14 protein-coding genes and 1 riboswitch are annotated in these 16,937 nt (G+C 67.2%); of the genes, 9 read left to right on the forward strand and 5 right to left on the reverse strand.

Annotated elements, in window-relative coordinates:
• Window positions 1-33 precede the first annotated feature (33 nt).
• Window positions 34-819 carry an NUDIX hydrolase gene (locus tag FHS96_RS11785; RefSeq protein ID WP_429591194.1) on the forward strand — a complete coding sequence of 262 codons (786 nt, stop codon included), beginning with the start codon at window positions 34-36 and terminating at the stop codon, window positions 817-819.
• Between the two features lie 8 nt (window positions 820-827).
• Window positions 828-1,586: an extensin-like domain-containing protein gene (locus tag FHS96_RS11790; RefSeq protein WP_429591197.1), complete on the forward strand. Its 759-nt coding sequence runs from the start codon at window positions 828-830 to the stop codon at window positions 1,584-1,586.
• An 18-nt stretch (window positions 1,587-1,604) separates the two neighbouring features.
• Here the strand turns inward: FHS96_RS11790 and FHS96_RS11795 are convergent, their stop codons facing one another.
• The 4 genes from FHS96_RS11795 to hisN all read right to left on the reverse strand — a co-directional run bounded on the left by FHS96_RS11795 (window position 1,605) and on the right by hisN (window position 7,059).
• Window positions 1,605-3,017: a M20/M25/M40 family metallo-hydrolase gene (locus FHS96_RS11795; RefSeq protein WP_429591200.1), complete on the reverse strand. Its 1,413-nt coding sequence runs from the start codon at window positions 3,015-3,017 to the stop codon at window positions 1,605-1,607.
• Window positions 3,018-3,137: 120 nt separating this feature from the next.
• The gene (gene thiC, locus FHS96_RS11800; protein WP_429591203.1) at window positions 3,138-4,979 is read right to left on the reverse strand and encodes a phosphomethylpyrimidine synthase ThiC; all 1,842 of its coding nucleotides are present in this window, start codon (window positions 4,977-4,979) and stop codon (window positions 3,138-3,140) included.
• Window positions 4,980-5,013: 34 nt separating this feature from the next.
• Window positions 5,014-5,121, reverse strand: a riboswitch (TPP riboswitch).
• 46 nt (window positions 5,122-5,167) lie between these two features.
• Entirely contained in the window at window positions 5,168-6,178 is a 1,011-nt protein-coding gene (locus tag FHS96_RS11805; RefSeq protein WP_429591206.1) for an adenylate/guanylate cyclase domain-containing protein, read from the reverse strand.
• A 113-nt stretch (window positions 6,179-6,291) separates the two neighbouring features.
• The gene (hisN, locus tag FHS96_RS11810) at window positions 6,292-7,059 is read right to left on the reverse strand and encodes a histidinol-phosphatase (RefSeq protein ID WP_429591209.1); all 768 of its coding nucleotides are present in this window, start codon (window positions 7,057-7,059) and stop codon (window positions 6,292-6,294) included.
• 48 nt (window positions 7,060-7,107) lie between these two features.
• Here hisN and FHS96_RS11815 point away from each other — a divergent pair, with 48 nt between their 5' ends.
• From FHS96_RS11815 to FHS96_RS11825, 3 genes are all read left to right on the forward strand, one after another.
• Window positions 7,108-7,566: a hypothetical protein gene (locus FHS96_RS11815; RefSeq protein WP_429591212.1), complete on the forward strand. Its 459-nt coding sequence runs from the start codon at window positions 7,108-7,110 to the stop codon at window positions 7,564-7,566.
• Window positions 7,514-7,969: a helix-turn-helix domain-containing protein gene (locus tag FHS96_RS11820; RefSeq protein ID WP_429591215.1), complete on the forward strand. Its 456-nt coding sequence runs from the start codon at window positions 7,514-7,516 to the stop codon at window positions 7,967-7,969. The genes FHS96_RS11815 and FHS96_RS11820 overlap by 53 nt, the downstream gene beginning before the upstream one ends.
• 74 nt (window positions 7,970-8,043) lie before the next feature.
• A complete protein-coding gene (locus tag FHS96_RS11825) occupies window positions 8,044-8,466 on the forward strand; it encodes a VOC family protein (RefSeq protein ID WP_429591217.1) in 423 nt (140 codons plus the stop codon).
• A 36-nt stretch (window positions 8,467-8,502) separates the two neighbouring features.
• Here FHS96_RS11825 and FHS96_RS11830 read toward each other — a convergent pair whose 3' ends face one another.
• Window positions 8,503-10,767, reverse strand: a complete 2,265-nt coding sequence (locus tag FHS96_RS11830; RefSeq protein WP_429591220.1) for an NADP-dependent malic enzyme — start codon at window positions 10,765-10,767, stop codon at window positions 8,503-8,505.
• A 145-nt stretch (window positions 10,768-10,912) separates the two neighbouring features.
• Here FHS96_RS11830 and mutS point away from each other — a divergent pair, with 145 nt between their 5' ends.
• Genes mutS through FHS96_RS11850 form a run of 4 tightly spaced genes read left to right on the forward strand, consistent with a single transcriptional unit; the run spans window position 10,913 to window position 16,917 of the window.
• Window positions 10,913-13,501: a DNA mismatch repair protein MutS gene (mutS, locus tag FHS96_RS11835; protein WP_488168725.1), complete on the forward strand. Its 2,589-nt coding sequence runs from the start codon at window positions 10,913-10,915 to the stop codon at window positions 13,499-13,501.
• A 44-nt stretch (window positions 13,502-13,545) separates the two neighbouring features.
• The gene (locus tag FHS96_RS11840; RefSeq protein WP_429591223.1) at window positions 13,546-13,833 is read left to right on the forward strand and encodes a type II toxin-antitoxin system ParD family antitoxin; all 288 of its coding nucleotides are present in this window, start codon (window positions 13,546-13,548) and stop codon (window positions 13,831-13,833) included.
• Complete coding sequence (locus FHS96_RS11845; protein WP_429591225.1) at window positions 13,830-14,129, forward strand: type II toxin-antitoxin system RelE/ParE family toxin; 300 nt, start codon at window positions 13,830-13,832, stop codon at window positions 14,127-14,129. Before FHS96_RS11840 ends, FHS96_RS11845 begins: the two co-directional genes overlap by 4 nt.
• Window positions 14,130-14,160: 31 nt before the next feature.
• Complete coding sequence (locus tag FHS96_RS11850) at window positions 14,161-16,917, forward strand: [protein-PII] uridylyltransferase (protein ID WP_429591228.1); 2,757 nt, start codon at window positions 14,161-14,163, stop codon at window positions 16,915-16,917.
• The last annotated feature ends 20 nt before the right edge of the window (window positions 16,918-16,937 follow it).

Consider the following 16,937-nt stretch of genomic DNA (forward strand, 5'->3'; position numbering starts at 1 on the left):
CCTCCGGCAGGATAATCGTCTAGCCCCGTCGTCATGACCAGCGACAGCGCAGCAGCACCCGCCAGCAAGGCCATTCCGGCCGCGACCCTGGTGCTGTTCCGCGAGCGCGTGGCCGGCGCGCCGCCCGAGCTGCTGATGGTCGAGCGATCGGGCAGAATGGCGTTCGCCGCGCAGGCCATGGTGTTTCCTGGCGGGCGCGTCGATCCCGACGACCATCGGCTCGCGGCCCGCTTCACAGACCTTGCGCCCGAGGATGCCGCCGCCCGCATTGCCGCGATCCGCGAGACGATCGAGGAAAGCGGCATCGCGGTCGGCCTCGGCCCCGTACCCGATGCTGCGGGGCTTGCCGATTTGCGCGCCGCGCTCGCGGCGGGCGGCGCACTCTTCTCAGAGTTGCTCGATCGCCGCCGCGTGTCGCTCGACCTCACGGCCCTCGCGCCCTTCGCGCGCTGGTGTCCCAAGGGGCATGAGACGCGCATCTTCGATACGCGCTTCTATCTGGCGCGCGCCGCCCCCGACGCGCCGGAGCCGCTGGTCGATGCGACCGAGAATGTCCATGCGCTGTGGATCAGCGCTGCTGACGTGCTCGAGGCGGGCAGGGCGGGCACGCGCCGGCTGATCTTCCCAACGCGCCGCAACCTCGAACGGCTGGCCCAGTTCGCCAGCCATGCCGATGCGATCGCACATGCCGCATCGCATCCGATCAGCACGATCTCGCCCTGGGTCGAAACGCGCGACGGCGAGCAGCATCTCTGCATCCCGGCAGGGCTCGGCTATCCGGTGACCGCCGAGCCGCTCGCCTCGGCACTGCGCGGCTGAGGCGACCCATGGCGAAACGACGCAAGCGCGCCCGGCCGCGCCGGGGCAACGCGGTCACTCGCTGGTTGCGCGTCGCTCTGCTGTTGGCGGTGCTGGGCGTGGCGGGGTTCATGCTCTACGTCTGGAATCGCGAGCATCCCGAGGATCTGCCGTGGACGCGCCTCAATCTCGCTGACCCGATCGGACTGTTCACCGGCCGCAAGCTCGCCGGGCTGACCAACGACGCTACGCTCTGCCGTGCGTTGCTCGACGATGCGGGGGTCAAGTTCACCCCGGTCGCGCCGCATGGCACCGGCCAGTGTCATTATGCCGATGGCTTGCGGCTGGCGCCCGGCGGCGCCCGCGAAATCGGCTTCCGCCCGACCGGACCGATCATGGCCTGCCCGGTGGCGGCGGGGCTGGCGCTGTGGGAATGGAACATTGTCCAGCCCGCGGCGCGCCGCCATCTGGGCGCCCGCGTCGTCGCCTTCGACCAGTTCGGTACCTATAATTGCCGCCACATCGCCGGGCGCCGCGCGTGGAGCGAGCATTCGACCGCCGATGCGATCGACATCGCCGGCTTCCGGCTCGACGATGGCCGCCGGGTCAGCGTGCTGAAGGACTGGAAGGGGGATGGCGATCGCGCCGCCTTCCTGCGCGAGGTGCGCGACGGCGCCTGCAAGACCTTCTCGACGGTGCTGTCACCCGACTATAACCGCGCCCACGCCGACCATCTCCATCTCGACCAGGCCGAACGCGGCAAGGCCGGCTGGCGGGCCTGCCGATAACCCGGCAGACCCACGCCTTCAGCCCGCATAAGCCTTGATCAGGTCGAAAAGATAGTCGCGCCCGACATAGACGCCGCGCGCCTCGAGGCGCTCGTTCAGGCCATGCGCGCCATTGCCATCGGGGTCGTACCAGGAACCGGGCACGCCATAGGTGGGGATGCCGATCGCCTGCAGGAAGATGCCGTCGGTCGCACCCGTCGCCATCGCCGGCACCACCGGCACGCCCGGAAAATACTTTGCCGAAAGCTTGACCATCGGGTCGATGATCTTCGGGTCCATCGGCGGCGTCTTGGCGAGCGGGCGAATGGGGGGCACCAAGGTCACCGTCACCTTGGGATCGCCGATCACCTCGACCAGCTTGGCCTGCGTCTCCTCGACGCTGTGGCCCGGGAAGATGCGGCAATTGACGTTGGCCGCGGCACGCTGGGGCAGCGCGTTGTTGGCATGGCCGCCCTCCAGCAATGTGGCGACGCAGGTCGTGCGCAGCATCGAATGGAAACCGCGATCGGTGTTGAGGATCGCCTCGGCCGCCTTGTCGCCCGGATTCTTGACGATCGCCAGCATTGCCGCGCCCATCTTGTCCTTCCGCGACGATCCGGTCTGGGTGAAGAAGGCGCGCGTGGTGTCGTTGAGCTCGACCGGGAATTCATGGGCCCGGACGCGGCCCAGCGCCTGCGCCAGCTCGTAGATCGCATTGTCGGGCACCGGCACCGAACTGTGGCCACCCGGGTTGGTGGTCTCCAGCCGATAATTCTGCACCGCCTTCTCGCCGACCTGAAGCTGTTGCGCGATCAGTTTGCCCTTGCCGTCGGTGTCGCCGCCGCCGCCTTCGTTGAGCGCGAATTCCGCCGCGATCAGTTCGGGCCGGTTTGCCGCCAGCCATTGCGCGCCGTTGAACGCCCAGGTGGTCTCCTCGCCGCAGGTCAGCGCCAGCTTGATCGTGCGCTTGGGGCGGTATTTCTCGGCTTTCATGCGCATGAAGGCATCGACCCAGATCGCGTCCATCGCCTTCATGTCGGCGACGCCGCGGCCGTAGAAATAACCGCCTTCCTCAATGAAGGCGAAGGGATCGCGCGTCCAGTCCGCGCGCTTGGCCTCCACCACGTCGAGATGCCCCATCAGCAGGATCGGCTTCAGCGTCTTGGAGCTGCCCGGCAGCACCGCGACGATCCCGCCTTCCTTGGGATGCTCGGGCACCGCGAACTGGGTGATGTCGCTGTCGGCGAAGCCCGCGGACTTCAGATGCCCCGCGATCTTGGTCGCAAGGTCGGTGCAGCTTCCGGTGGTGACGGTGGTGTTGGTTTCCACCATCTCCTTCAGCAGGGCGCGATAGCGTTCCTGATCGGGCCGCAGCTGCGTCGTCTGCGCCGGTGCCCCCGTCGCGATGATCGCCGCCGCACCTGCCAGCAGCGCCGCCAAAGTTCCCCGCATGCCATTCCCCCTGCCCAGTTCGGCGTTATGTCTCGGGGGCTTTGGTGTGTGCGTAAAGCGCAAATCGCGCGGACAGGAAAAAGCCCTCTCCCTTGCGGGAGAGGGCTTCGTCAGTTCGGCCTACTCCGCCGCGGGCAGATAGATCTCGCTGCCCTTCTGGCGGAACTTCTCGCTCATCTCCGCCATGCCTTCCTCGGCGGCGATGAAGGCGTCGGCGCTGCTGTTCTGCTTGGCGGCGAAGTCGCGCACTTCCTGCGTGATCTTCATCGAGCAGAATTTGGGCCCGCACATCGAGCAGAAATGCGCCGACTTAGCGCCTTCGGCCGGCAGTGTCTGGTCGTGATACTGCTCCGCCGTGTCCGGATCGAGCGACAGGTTGAACTGGTCGCGCCAGCGGAATTCGAAGCGGGCGCGGCTCAGCGCGTCGTCGCGCAGCTTGGCGGCGGGATGGCCCTTGGCAAGGTCCGCGGCGTGCGCGGCCAGCTTGTAGGTGACCACGCCGACCTTCACATCGTCGCGATCGGGCAGCCCCAGATGCTCCTTGGGCGTCACGTAGCAGAGCATCGCGGTGCCGAACCAACCGATCATCGCGGCGCCGATCGCCGAGGTGATGTGGTCGTAACCCGGCGCGATATCGGTGGTTAGCGGCCCGAGCGTGTAGAAGGGAGCCTCACCGCACGCCTCGAGCTGCTTGTCCATATTGGCCTTGATCTTGTGCATCGGCACATGGCCGGGGCCCTCGATCATCACCTGCACATCATGCTTCCACGCGATCTGGGTCAGTTCGCCCAGGGTCGCGAGTTCGCTGAACTGCGCCTCGTCATTGGCGTCGGCGATCGAGCCGGGGCGCAGGCCGTCACCCAGCGAGAAGGCGACGTCATAGGCCTTCATGATCTCGCAGATTTCCTCGAAGCGCTCGTAGAGGAAGCTCTCCTTGTGGTGCGCGAGGCACCATTTCGCCATGATCGAACCGCCGCGGCTGACGATGCCGGTCACGCGCTTCGCGGTCATCGGGATGTAGGGTAGGCGCACGCCGGCGTGGATCGTGAAATAATCGACGCCCTGTTCGGCCTGCTCGATCAGCGTGTCGCGGAAGATCTCCCAGGTCAGGTCCTCGGCGATGCCGCCGACCTTTTCCAGCGCCTGGTAGATCGGCACGGTGCCGATCGGCACCGGCGAGTTGCGCAGGATCCATTCGCGCGTGTCGTGGATGTTGCGGCCGGTGGACAGGTCCATCACCGTGTCCGCGCCCCAGCGGATCGACCAGACCATCTTGTCGACCTCGGTCGCGACGTCGGAGGCGACCGCCGAATTGCCGATGTTGGCGTTGATCTTCACCAGGAAGTTGCGGCCGATCGCCATCGGCTCGGTTTCGGGGTGGTTGATGTTGTTGGGGATGATCGCACGGCCGCGGGCGACCTCGTCGCGCACGAATTCCGGCGTCACATAATCGGGGATCGACGCGCCGAAATCCTGCCCGTCGCGGATCAGCTTCTCCTTGAGCGCGGCGCGGCCGACATTCTCGCGGATCGCGACATATTCCATCTCGGGGGTGATGATGCCGCGGCGGGCATAATGCATCTGGCTGACATTGGCGCCGGGCTTGGCGCGCAGCACCTTGTGGCGGACGTTGGGAAAGGCCGGCACGCCACCCGAACGGTCGGGGCCGAGCTGGCCATTATCCTCCGGTTTCACCTCGCGCTGGTCGACCTCTTCCACATCGCCGCGGCTGCGGATCCAGTCGCGGCGCAGCTCGGGAAGGCCGGCCATGATGTCGATACGGGCGTTGGGGTCGGTATAGGGGCCCGAACAGTCATAGACGCGCACCGGCGGCTCGCCCGACGACGGCTCCAGGTCGATCTCGCGCATGGCCACGCGATGCTCGCCGACATGGATCTTGCGGCTGCCGCGGATAGGGCCGGTGGTGACGGCAAGCTCGGTACGGGCTGGGATGTCGGCCATTCTATACTCTCCTTCAACGGGAAAAGAGAGCGGTGCTGGGCCGCGCCTCCCTCCCTACGCCGGCGCTAACCGGATCAGGTTCAGCGGGTCATGGCATCAGCCATATCTCAGCTGCTCGTGCGCAGCCCCCCGGGGAATGGCGCGGTTGTATGGGGTTATAGGCGGTGTGGCTAGCCCCAGACGTGCGTTCAGAGCGCGGTATTGTCTCGCGTCGTCGGACCGCTGCCGTCGCGGCTGGTCATCACCAGGTTGGCAAGGCGCGGAAGATCGCGGAACATCAGCCGGTATACGGTCTCGGGCGCGTCATAGCCCTTGATCGACACATGGCTCATCGGCGGGCGCATATGATCCGGGATCGGCGGCTTGAGCATGTCCAGCGCCGACTTGCCGACGACGATCTCGCAGCCCAGTTCCTTGCAGGAGGATTCGAGGCGGAACGCCTTGTTCACCGTGTCGCCAAGCGCGGTGAAGTCGGCGATGGCGGTGCTGCCCATGTTGCCGATCTGCGCATAGCCGGTGTTGATCGCCGCGCCGAACGCCAGCGGGCGCGGCAGCGCGAAGCGCTGCTGCATCGGCTCGATGATCAGGTTGATCTGCGCGATGGTGTCGATCACCACCGCCAGTTCCTCGGGCATCACCGATGCGCCGGGGTGCAGCCACACCGCCATCACCGCGTCGCCGATATATTTCTGCGACCAGCTCTTGTTCCGAAACAGCACCGCGCCGATCTCGCGGAAGATCTCGCTCATCAGCGCCGAGATGCGCTGCTCGCCCAACTCGCGCGAGAGCACCGTATAGTTGCGCATGTCGGCAACCATCACGCTGATCAGGCTGTTGGCGAGGTGGACCATCGTCGGCAGCGGCGAATCGACATCGGCCACCATCGTCGCCGGCTCGGGCTGGTTGAACTGCAGTTCCTGGTTGCCGATGCGGATGACGTCCTGGTCGGACAGGCGCGTAGGCGTGGTGAGCTGGCGGCCGTTGAGCAAGGTGCCGTTGCGGCTGCCGCTGTCGGAAACGACGCAATGGCCGGTGGCGTCGCGGCGAATCATCGCATGTTCGCGCGAAGCGACCTGATCGTCGAGGATGATCGTCGAATGCGGGCTGCGGCCGATCCGACAGACGCTCAGCCGTTCGATGGAGAAACGGATATCGCGGCCGGCAATGATCGCTGTGATATACGGATCGGATGCCGCCATGCGCTGCGAAGAACCCCCCTTCTCCCCTGTCTTCATCTGGCCGCAGGGCAGCGAGTCACAACCCGAATATTGCCGATGTCGCTGCGACGCAATTCCCTAATCGGCACGTGCGATCAACCGAACAGCGCGAGTACCGCATCGGCAAGCGCCGGATCTCCCACCGCGATCACCCGCCCGTCGCTGCCGTCGCCGAGCGCACGGCCCTGCCAGTCGCACATCCGCCCGCCGGCGCCCTCGACCACCGGCACGAGCGCGGCGAAGTCGTAAAGCTTCAGCCCCTGTTCGACGACGAGATCGATATGGCCCGAGGCGAGCAGCCCGTAATTATAGCAGTCGCCACCCAGCAAGGTGTCACGGCAGCGCGCCCGCAGCGTCTCGAACCAGTGCCCGCCGATTTCGTCGAACAGCCATGGCGCGGTCGTGGCGAACAGCGCGGAGGGGATGATCGGGCAGTGACGTGTCCGGGAGCGCGCGCCCTGAAACGTCGTCGGGTGGCCGCTGGCGCCCAGCCAGCGCTCGCCGCTGATCGGCTGGTCGATCACGCCCAGCACCGGGCGCCCGGCCTCCAGCAGCGCGATCAGCGTGCCGAAGATCGGCCGGCCGCCGATGAAGGCGCGGGTGCCGTCGATCGGATCGAGCACCCACACCCGCTCAGCATCGCCGCGATCGATGCCATATTCCTCGCCGATCACGCCGTCTGCCGGCCGTTCGGTGGCAAGTAGCGTGCGAATCGCCGTCTCGGCGGCGCGATCGGCCTCGGTGACCGGGGAACTGTCTCCCTTGGTCTCGATCTCGAAGCGCCGGCGGAAAAACGGGCGGATCGCGGCGCCAGCGGCGTCGGCAAGTCGTCCGGCAAGTTGGATATCGCTGTCGCTGACCATGGCATTGACCTAGCCGAGCCGGGACGACGGGGCTAGGCTCCAGAACCGATGGAATCGCCTCGCATCATCGCGCGGGACCGGTATGACGACGGGATCGACGCGTGGGAGGTGGCGCGCGCCACCCCCGGCGCCGCGCTGGCCGGCGCGGTCAGCGGCTATTCGAGCTATTGGGAACGCACCGCCTCCTTCACCGCGCGCCGTGAACTCGCCTCTACCGCGGTGGTGCTGATCGTCAATCTGGGTGACGTGCTCGAACTGTGCGACGGCCGCGGCGATGTGCTGCGGCTCGGCGCCGGTGAGGGCTTCGTCGCGGGCATCCATACCGCCACCGCGATCTCCCGCTCCACCGGCACGCAGGCCGGCGTCCACGTGTTCCTCAGCCGAGCCACGCTGTCGCGGCTGCTCGGCCTGCCGCTGGAGCATCTGCTCAACCGCTGCGTCGATCTGGAAAGCGGTGCTCGGCCCCGGCATCCGCAGCCTGTGCCAGCGCCTGGGCGAGACCGCTGATGTCGCGTTCCGTTTCGCGCTCCTCGAACAGGCGATTGTCCGGCGGCTGGCCGAAGCGCCGCCGCCCGATGCCGCCATGCTCCATGCCGAACGCCGGCTGGCGCACGGCGCGTCCGTGGCGATGCTCGCTGCCGAGCTCGATCTCAGCCGCCAGCATTTCGCACGTCGCTTTCGCGAGACCACCGGGCTCGCGCCTGCAGCCTATGCTCAGCTTTGCCGCTTCGAGCGCTTTTGCGCAGCGATCGCCGCCGAGCCTGCGGCGCCGCTCGCCACGCTGGCGCCGGCCGCCGGCTATCACGACCAGCCCCATCTCGCCCGCGCGGTCCGCACCTTCGCGGCAATGACGCCGGGTGAACTCCGCCAGCGCCTGCTGCCGCAGGGCTATGGCGTGCGGGAAGACTGATCTTCCATCGATACAAGACCGGCCGGCAGCGCGTTGTTAGGCTTCGTGGCAATGTTCATTTCGGGAGAGCCCCAATGCACCACGCCCTGATCCCCTGCCTGCGCTACAAGGATGCGCCCGCCGCCATTGCCTTCCTGTGCGACGCCTTCGGCTTCGAGCGCCAAGCCGTCTATGCCGACGACGCCGATCCTTCGATCATCCACCACGCCCAACTCACGCTGGACGGCAACATGATCATGCTGGGCAGCGCCGACAACGGCAGCGAGTCGGCCAAGCTCTACAACTGGAAGACGCCGGCCGAGGCCGGCGGCATCACCATGTGCGTCTGCGCGGTGATCGACGATCCCGACGTCCATGCCGCCCGGGCGACATCCGCGGGCGCGCGGATCATCCGCGGGCCATACGACAATGTCGGCTATCCGGGGCGCGCCTATGACGCGCTCGATACCGAGGGCAATGTCTGGAATTTCGGCAGCTACGATCCGTTCGCGGCGTAGCGGCTTCCCCCTCCCGCACCAGGGAGGGGGAGCATATCAGCGCGCGATACCGCCGGCGGCGAGTACCGCGAGCGTCACCAGTTCGGACGCGGTCGATGCCATCGTCGCGACCTGGACGGACTTCTCCATGCCGATCAGCATCGGCCCGATCACATGGTCGCCGCCCAGCTCGCGCAGCAGTTTGGCGGAAATATTGGCGGACTGCAGCCCCGGCATCACCAGAACGTTGGCGGGCCCCGAGAGGCGGCAGAACGGATAGTTCGCCATCAGCTTGGGGTTGAGCGCAACGTCGGGCGCCATCTCGCCCTCGAACTCGAAGGAGACACCGCGCGCATCAAGGATCGCCACCGCTTCGCGGATGCTTTCCAGCCAGTTACCCGCCGGGTTGCCGAACGTCGAATAGCTGAGGAAGGCCACGCGCGGTTCGTGGCCCATCTTGCGCGCGACCGCGGCAGTGCCCTCGGCAATGTCGGCGAGGCAGGCCGCGGACGGGCGTTCGTTGACTGTGGTGTCGGCCATGAACACAGTGTGGCTCTGGCCGACGAGGATGTGGACGCCGAACGGCGTCTGACCATCGATCGGATCGAGCACGCGGCGAATCTCGCGCATCGACTGTGCATAGGGCCTGGTGACGCCGGTGATCATCGCGTCCGCCTCGCCCATCTTGAGCATCAGCGATCCGAACAGGTTTCGATCCTGGTTGACCATCCGCTCCACCTCGCGCTTGAGGTAGCCGCGGCGCTGCAGCCGTTCATAGAGCAGCTCCACCATCTTGGGCACCAGAGGCGAGACGCGGCTGTTGTGCAGCTCGAAGCTGTACGGATCGTCGACGCCGAGAGCCTTCAGCCGGTCATAGACTTCGTCGCGGCCGACCAGCACGGGCGTGCCATAGCCGCCGTCGCGGAACTGGATCGCCGCGCGCAGCACCACTTCCTCCTCGCCTTCCGCGAACAGCACGCGCTTGGGATGCGCGCGGGCGCCCTCATAGGCGAGCGTCAGCACCGAGGTGGTCGGGTTGAGCCGGCCGCGCAGCGCGTTGCGATAGGCGCCCATGTCGAGGATCGGCTTGGTGGCGACGCCGCTGTCCATCGCCGCCTGCGCGACGGCGGCAGGCACCACCTCCATCAGCCGCGGATCGAAGGGGGCGGGAATGATATAATCGACGCCGAAGCTGTGGGTGCGGCCGCCATAGGCCTGCGCCACCTCTTCCGGCACCGCCTCGCGCGCCAGTTCGGCGATGGCGTTGGCGGCGGCGATCTTCATCTCCTCGTTGATCGCGGTCGCGCGCACGTCAAGCGCGCCGCGGAAGATGAAGGGGAAGCCGAGGACGTTGTTGACCTGATTGGGATAGTCCGACCGGCCGGTCGCGATGATCACGTCGGGACGTGCGGCCTTCGCCTCGGGCGGGGTGATCTCCGGATCGGGATTGGCCATCGCGAAGATGATCGGCCGCTTCGCCATCGTCTTCACCAGTTCGGGCTTCAGCGCACCTGCGGCCGAAAGGCCGAGGAAGATGTCGGCATCGACCATCGCCTCGGCCAGCGAGCGCCGGTCGGTCTTGGCGGCATGCGCGGACTTCCACTGATCCATGCTTTCCTGGCGGCCCTGATAGATCACGCCCTGGCGATCGCACATCAGCACATTGTCGTGCGGCACGCCCATCGCCTTGATCAGCGCGGTGCAGGCGATCGCCGCGGCGCCGGCGCCGTTCACCACCACCCGCACGTCCTTCAGGTCGCGCCCGGTGATGTGGCAAGCGTTGATCAGGCCGGCGGCGGTGATGATCGCGGTGCCATGCTGATCGTCATGCATGACCGGGATGTTCATCCGCTCCTTCAGCGCCTGCTCGATGATGAAGCATTCTGGCGCCTTGATGTCTTCCAGGTTGATGCCGCCGAAGCTCGGCTCGAGCAGCGCCACCGCGTTGATGAAGGCCTCGGGATCCTCGGTCGCCAGTTCGAGGTCGATCGAATCGACGTCGGCGAAGCGCTTGAACAGCACCGCCTTGCCTTCCATCACCGGCTTGGACGCGAGCGCGCCGAGATTGCCGAGACCCAGGATCGCGGTGCCGTTGGAGATCACGGCGACGAGGTTGCCCTTGGCGGTATAGTCATAGGCGGTCGAGGGATCCTCGGCGATCGCCCTCACCGGCACGGCGACTCCCGGGGAATAGGCGAGGCTCAGGTCGCGCTGCGTCGCCATCGGCTTGGACGCGATGATCTCGATCTTGCCGGGCCGCCCGTAGGAATGGAACAGCAGCGCCTCGCGCTCCGAGAACTGGACGTTCGCACCTTCGCTCATCAGCTTCCCTCTCCGCTGTTCGCCCACCCCCTTAGGGCGGGGATGTTGCAAGGGAAAGGTGGCAATGGAAACCAATTCCCGGCGGCGGCCGTAACGGAACATCGCCGGGCTTCGCGCGGGCCGCCACCCTGTGTATCGAGCCGCGATGACCGACGCCGCCCCCACGCCGATGATGGCCCAATATTTCACGCTGAAGGCCGAAGCGCCCGATTGCCTGCTGTTCTACCGGATGGGCGACTTCTTCGAACTGTTCTTCGACGATGCCCGCACCGCCTCCGCGATCCTCGACATCGCGCTCACCGCGCGTGGCGAGCATGCCGGGAAACCGGTGCCGATGTGCGGGGTGCCCGCGCATTCGGCGGAGGCCTATCTTGCGCGGCTGATCAAGGCGGGGCAGCGCGTCGCCATCGCCGAGCAGGTGGAATCGCCCGCAGAGGCCAAGGCGCGGGGATCCAAGTCGCTGGTGGCGCGCGCGGTCGTCCGCGTCGTCACCGCGGGCACGCTGACCGAGGAAGCGCTGCTCGACTCGCGCGCCGCCAACTGGCTGGTCGCGATCGGCGAGGCGGCGGGCGGGCTGGGTCTCGCGGCGGTCGATGTCTCGACGGGGCGCTTCGAACTCGCCGCGATCACCGGCGCTACGCTCGACGCCGAACTGGCGCGGCTCAATCCGGCGGAGATCGTCGTCGCCGAGGGTTCCGGCCTCGACGGCCTCATCCGCCCGCGCGAGGGGTTCGACAGCGCGCGCGCCGAGGCGCGGCTGAAGACCCTTTATGGTGTCGCGACGCTCGACGGGTTCGGCAGCTTCTCGCGCCCCGAACTGGCTGCGGCGGGCGGATTGCTTGCCTATCTCGACCATGCCGGCAAGGGCGCCTTGCCCTTCCTCCAGCCGCCCGAGCGGCGGCTGGCGGGCGGCACGATGATGATCGACGCGGCGACGCGCGAGAGCCTGGAACTCACCCGCACCGCGCAGGGCAATCGCGCGGGCAGCCTGCTCGACATCGTCGACCGCACCGTCACCGGCGCCGGCGCGCGGCTGCTGGGCGCCGATCTGGCGGCGCCGCTGGTTGACCGTGGCGCGATCGCCGCGCGGCTCGGCCTCGTCCGCTTCTTCGCCGAGGACCAGACGACACGTGAGTCGCTGCGCGCCGGCCTCAGAACGTTGCCCGATGTCGGGCGTGCGCTGGGGCGTCTCGCCGCAGGCCGGGGCTCGCCGCGTGACCTCGGCCAGTTGCGGGACGGACTGTCAGCTGCGCGCGCGCTGCGGGGGCAGCTTACGACGTCGGTGGATCTCTCGCCGCTGCTTGCCGACCTCCTGCCGCTGCTCGATGGCCATGGCGCGCTGATCGATCAGCTCGCCGTCGCGCTGGTGCCGTCGCCGCCGATCGACGCGGCGCAGGGCGGCTACATCGCCGAGGGCTATGATGCCGCGCTCGATGAGCTGCGCGCGACCGGCGGCGATGGCCGCCGCGCGATCGCCGCGCTTGAGGCGCGCTACCGCGAATCGACCGGCATCGGCGCGCTGAAGATCAAGCACAACGGCGTGCTCGGCTATCATATCGAGGTGCCGGCGCGGCATGCCGACCCGCTGATGGCGGCGGATTCGGGCTTCACCCATCGCCAGACCCTGGCGGGGGTCGTCCGCTTCAACGCGCCGGACCTGCACGATGTCGCCAGCCGGGTGACCCAGGCCGGCGCGCATGCGCTGGCGGCGGAGGCGGCGCATCTCGAAGCGCTGATCGCGCTGGCCATGGAGAGCGCGGCGCCGATCGCCGCCACCGCCAACGCGCTGGCACGGCTCGACGTCGCCGCCGCGCTGGCGGCGCGCGCGATCGAGGGCGGCTGGTGCCTGCCCGAATTCGCCGAACATCCCTGCCTCCAGATCGAGGGCGGGCGGCATCCGGTGGTCGAGGCATCGCTGGCGCGGGCCGGTGACCGCTTCGTCGCCAATGACTGCAAGCTCTCGCCAGAGCGGCGGCTGTGGCTGGTCACCGGCCCCAACATGGGCGGTAAATCGACCTTCCTGCGCCAGAACGCGCTGATCGCGGTGCTCGCGCAGGCGGGCAGCTATGTGCCCGCCACCGCGGCGCGGCTCGGATTGGTCGACCGGCTGTTCAGCCGTGTCGGCGCCTCGGACAATCTCGCGCGCGGCCGCTCCACCTTCATGGTCGAGATGGTCGAGACCGCCGCGATCCTCGCGCAGGCGACACCGCAAAGTCTCGTGATCCTTGACGAAGTCGGCCGCGGCACCAGCACCTATGACGGCCTCGCCATCGCCTGGGCGGTGGTGGAAGCGGTGCATGAGATGAACCGCTGCCGATGCCTGTTCGCGACCCACTATCATGAACTGACCCGGCTGGCGGAACGGCTCGACGGCCTGTCGCTGCACCATGTCCGCGCGCGCGAGTGGAAGGGGGATCTGGTGCTGCTGCACGAGATTGCCGATGGCCCCGCCGACCGCAGCTACGGACTCGCCGTCGCCAAGCTCGCCGGCCTGCCGCCGCCGGTGATCGCGCGCGCAAAGTCGGTGCTCGCCAAGCTGGAAGCCGGTCGCGCCGCGACCGGCGGCCTTGCCGCTGGGCTCGACGATTTGCCGCTGTTCGCTGCCGCGGCTGCGGCCGAGGAGGAAAAGGCCGATGCGCTGCGCGACGCGCTGGGCGCGATCGACGTCGATGCGCTCAGCCCGCGTGAGGCGCTGGAGCTGATCTACCGGCTGAAGGCGTTGGCGGCGGAGTGAAGGTCATGGTATGACCAAGTCGTACCGAATATTGGGAGAGTATGATGGGCGTTGTCCGCAAGATCAGCATCGCCTTGACCGAGGAACTGGCAACGGACGTCGATCAGGCCGTCGCCAGCGGCGATTATGCGAGCAGCAGCGAGGTCATCCGCGAGGCTCTGCGCCAGTGGAAGCAGCAGCGTGAGGCTGATCAGGCGCGTATCGCCGAACTGCGCCGGCTGATGCAGGAGGGGTTGGACAGCGGTGAGCCTCAAGCCCTGAACGATGCCTTTTTCGATGACATCATTACGCGCGGAATGGCGCGGCTGGCGGCGCGCAAAGCCGCCGAATGAGGGTACTCGTCTACGCGCCTCAGGCAAAGGCGGATCTGGATGAGATCTTCGACACGATCGCAGCCGACGATGATGCAACGGCCAGGAGATTTGTGAACAGGGTGCGGCAGGCAACTCTTCGGTTGGGCGACTTTCCGTTCAGCGGACCCGAGCGGCCAGAAATCGGCAAAGGGGCGCGTTCGCTCAATGTTGACGCATATCTCGTGCTTTACCGTGTCTGGGTTGATCATGTGCTGATTGCCCGTGTTGTTCACGGTGCCCGCAATTTGACTGACATGCTGCGCGACGACGCGTGACGCGGCGGCCCGCAACCCCTATCTCCCTGCCATGTCCAACCGCTTCGATGCTCTTCCCAACCGCCGCGCGATCGTCGACCGTCGCGCGCTTGCCGATGCGATCGCCGCGCTCGATCCCAAGCTGGCCGACGCCGCGCTGCGCGCCGCCGTCGCCGGGCTGTTGCGCCAGGCGCTGGCTGATGGACGCGCGGAGATCGCGAAGCGGCTGGACGAGCATCCCTCGCGCGGGCTGGAAGCCGCCAGCGGCCAGGCGTTCCTGGTCGACCAGCTCCTGCGGCTGATCTTCGACTTCGTCACCCACCGGCTCTATCCGATCAACAACCCCACCGCGGGCGAGCGCATCGTGCTGGTCGCGGTAGGCGGCTATGGCCGCGGCGAGATGGCGCCTTTCTCGGACGTCGACATCGCCTTCCTCACCCCATGGAAGCAGACCGGCTGGACCGAGCAGGTCATCGAATCGATGCTCTATCTGCTGTGGGATCTCGGCCTAAAGGTCGGTCATTCCAGCCGCTCGCTCGACGAGATGGTGCGCATGGCCAAGGCCGACCTCACCATCCGCACCGCCTTGCTCGAAGGCCGCTATGTGTGGGGCGACCAGGCGCTCTATGACGAGGCGGCACGGCGTTTCGACCGCGAGGTGATGGCAGGCACCGCGCGCACCTTCGTCGCCGAAAAGCTGGCCGAGCGCGACGCGCGCCACCGCAAGATGGGCGACAGCCGGTACGTCGTCGAGCCGAATGTGAAAGAGGGGAAGGGCGGGCTGCGCGACCTTCACACCTTGTTCTGGATCGGCAAATATGTGCACAGCGTGCGTTCGGTCGCCGAATTGGTCGATGCCGGGCTGCTGACGCGCGAGGAACTGCGCCGCTTCCAGCGCGCCGAGAATTTCCTTTGGGCCGTGCGCTGCCATCTCCACGCGCTGTCCGGCCGCGGCGAGGACCGGCTGACCTTCGACGTCCAGCGCGAGATCGCGGTCAAGATGCGCTATGCCGACCGGCCGGGAAAGAGCGCGGTCGAGCGCTTCATGCAGCATTATTTCCTGACCGCGAAACAGGTCGGCGATCTGACCGGCTTGTTCCTTGCGCATCTTGACGAGCAGCATGCGGCGCGCGGCCGCCGTTTCGGCCTGCCCGCGATCATGCGCCGCGCGCCCAAGAAGCTCGACGGCTTCGTGCTCGATCGCGGCCGGCTCGCGCTTCCTTCGGAGGATTTCTTCAAGGAGGATCCGGTACGCCTGATCCAGATCTTCGCGCTTGCTGACGAACAGGGGCTGGAGATCCACCCGCTGGCGATGCGTGCAGCGGCGCGCGACGCCCGGTTGATCGACAATACCGTGCGGCGCGATCCCCGCGCCAACGGCTTCTTCATGGATGTGCTGACCTCGCCGCGTGATCCCGAGACGGTGCTGCGCTGGATGAACGAGGCCAATGTGTTCGGCCGCTTCGTGCCGGATTTCGGCCGCGTCGTCGCGCAGATGCAGTTCGACATGTACCATCACTACACGGTCGACGAGCACACGGTGCGTGCGATCGGGCTGCTCGCCAAGATCGAGAAGGGCGCGCTCGACGCCGATCATCCGCTCGCGACCGCGATCATGGACCAGATCGTGTCGCGCCGCGTGCTCTATGTCGCGGTGCTGCTGCACGACATCGCCAAGGGCCGCGCCGGCGATCACAGCGTGTTGGGAGCGGAGGTGGCGCTCAAGCTCTGCCCGCGCTTCGGCATGACCGCGGCGGAGACGGAGACCGTTGCCTGGCTGGTCCGCCGCCATCTGCTGATGTCCGCCACGGCGTTCAAGCGGGACCTGTCCGACTTCAAGACGATCCTTGATTTCGTCCAGGCGGTGCAGTCGCCCGAACGCCTTCGCTTGCTGCTGGTGCTGACCGTGGTCGACATCCGCGCGGTCGGCCCCGGGGTTTGGAACGGCTGGAAGCGGCAGTTGCTGTCAGACCTGTATGACGCGGCGGAGGAAGTGCTGAGGTTGGGCCACAAGCAGCGCGGCCGCGGCGAACGCGTGCTTGCCAAGCAAGGCGAACTCAAGACGCTGCTGGGCTGGGGCGACGAATCCTTTAACGCGCTCGTCAAGCGCCTGCCCGAGTCCTACTGGATCGCCGAATCGGTCGACGTGCTCGAACGCAATGCGAAGCAGGTCGCGGAAGCAGATGCGCCGCTGTCGATCGCGGCGCAGGTCTATCCGGCGCGGGATGCGACCCTGGTCACGGTCTATGCCAGTGACCATCCCGGCCTGTTCTACCGGATCGCCGGCGCGATCCACCTCGCCGGCGCGAGCATCATCGATGCGCGCATCCACACCACGCGGGACGGCATGGCGCTCGACAATTTCCTCGTGCAGGACCAGCATGGCGGTCCATTCGACGGGGAAGACCGGCTGCAGCGCATCGTCCGCACGATCGAGGATGCGCTTGCCAACCGCAACCGCCTCAATGAGCGGCTGCAGGCGCGCCCGCTCGCCAAGATCCGGGCCGAGGCCTTCTCGATCGAACCTGTGGTGCTGATCGATAACAAGGCTTCGAACCGCTACACCGTGATCGAGGTCAACGCCCGCGATCGGCCGGCGCTGCTCAATGCGCTCGCCTATGCGCTGTTCCAGTCAAAGGTGACGATCCACTCCGCGCACATCGCCACCTATGGCGAGCGCGCGGTCGACACGTTCTACATAACCGATCTGATCGGCGACAAGATCGACGGCGCGCTGCGGCTGCAGACGCTCGAAACGCGGCTGCTGGACGCGGCGGCGGGCCGGGAGAGTGAGTTGGAGGCGGCGTAAGTAAAGCCCCTCCCCTGCAG

It is taken from the genome of Sphingomonas zeicaulis (genome assembly GCF_050433225.1).
Classification (GTDB): Bacteria; Pseudomonadota; Alphaproteobacteria; order Sphingomonadales; family Sphingomonadaceae; genus Sphingomonas_D; species Sphingomonas_D zeicaulis.

Coding starts and splice junctions, on each gene's coding strand:
- FHS96_RS11790 (WP_429591197.1), top strand. CDS start 828: ATGGCGAAACGACGCAAGCGCGCCCGGCCGCGCCGGGGCAACGCGGTC.
- FHS96_RS11815 (WP_429591212.1), top strand. CDS start 7,108: ATGGAATCGCCTCGCATCATCGCGCGGGACCGGTATGACGACGGGATC.
- mutS (WP_488168725.1), top strand. CDS start 10,913: ATGACCGACGCCGCCCCCACGCCGATGATGGCCCAATATTTCACGCTG.
- hisN (WP_429591209.1), bottom strand. CDS start 7,059: ATGGTCAGCGACAGCGATATCCAACTTGCCGGACGACTTGCCGACGCC.
- FHS96_RS11840 (WP_429591223.1), top strand. CDS start 13,546: ATGGGCGTTGTCCGCAAGATCAGCATCGCCTTGACCGAGGAACTGGCA.
- thiC (WP_429591203.1), bottom strand. CDS start 4,979: ATGGCCGACATCCCAGCCCGTACCGAGCTTGCCGTCACCACCGGCCCT.
- FHS96_RS11850 (WP_429591228.1), top strand. CDS start 14,161: ATGTCCAACCGCTTCGATGCTCTTCCCAACCGCCGCGCGATCGTCGAC.
- FHS96_RS11785 (WP_429591194.1), top strand. CDS start 34: ATGACCAGCGACAGCGCAGCAGCACCCGCCAGCAAGGCCATTCCGGCC.
- FHS96_RS11805 (WP_429591206.1), bottom strand. CDS start 6,178: ATGGCGGCATCCGATCCGTATATCACAGCGATCATTGCCGGCCGCGAT.
- FHS96_RS11825 (WP_429591217.1), top strand. CDS start 8,044: ATGCACCACGCCCTGATCCCCTGCCTGCGCTACAAGGATGCGCCCGCC.
- FHS96_RS11845 (WP_429591225.1), top strand. CDS start 13,830: ATGAGGGTACTCGTCTACGCGCCTCAGGCAAAGGCGGATCTGGATGAG.
- FHS96_RS11795 (WP_429591200.1), bottom strand. CDS start 3,017: ATGCGGGGAACTTTGGCGGCGCTGCTGGCAGGTGCGGCGGCGATCATC.
- FHS96_RS11830 (WP_429591220.1), bottom strand. CDS start 10,767: ATGAGCGAAGGTGCGAACGTCCAGTTCTCGGAGCGCGAGGCGCTGCTG.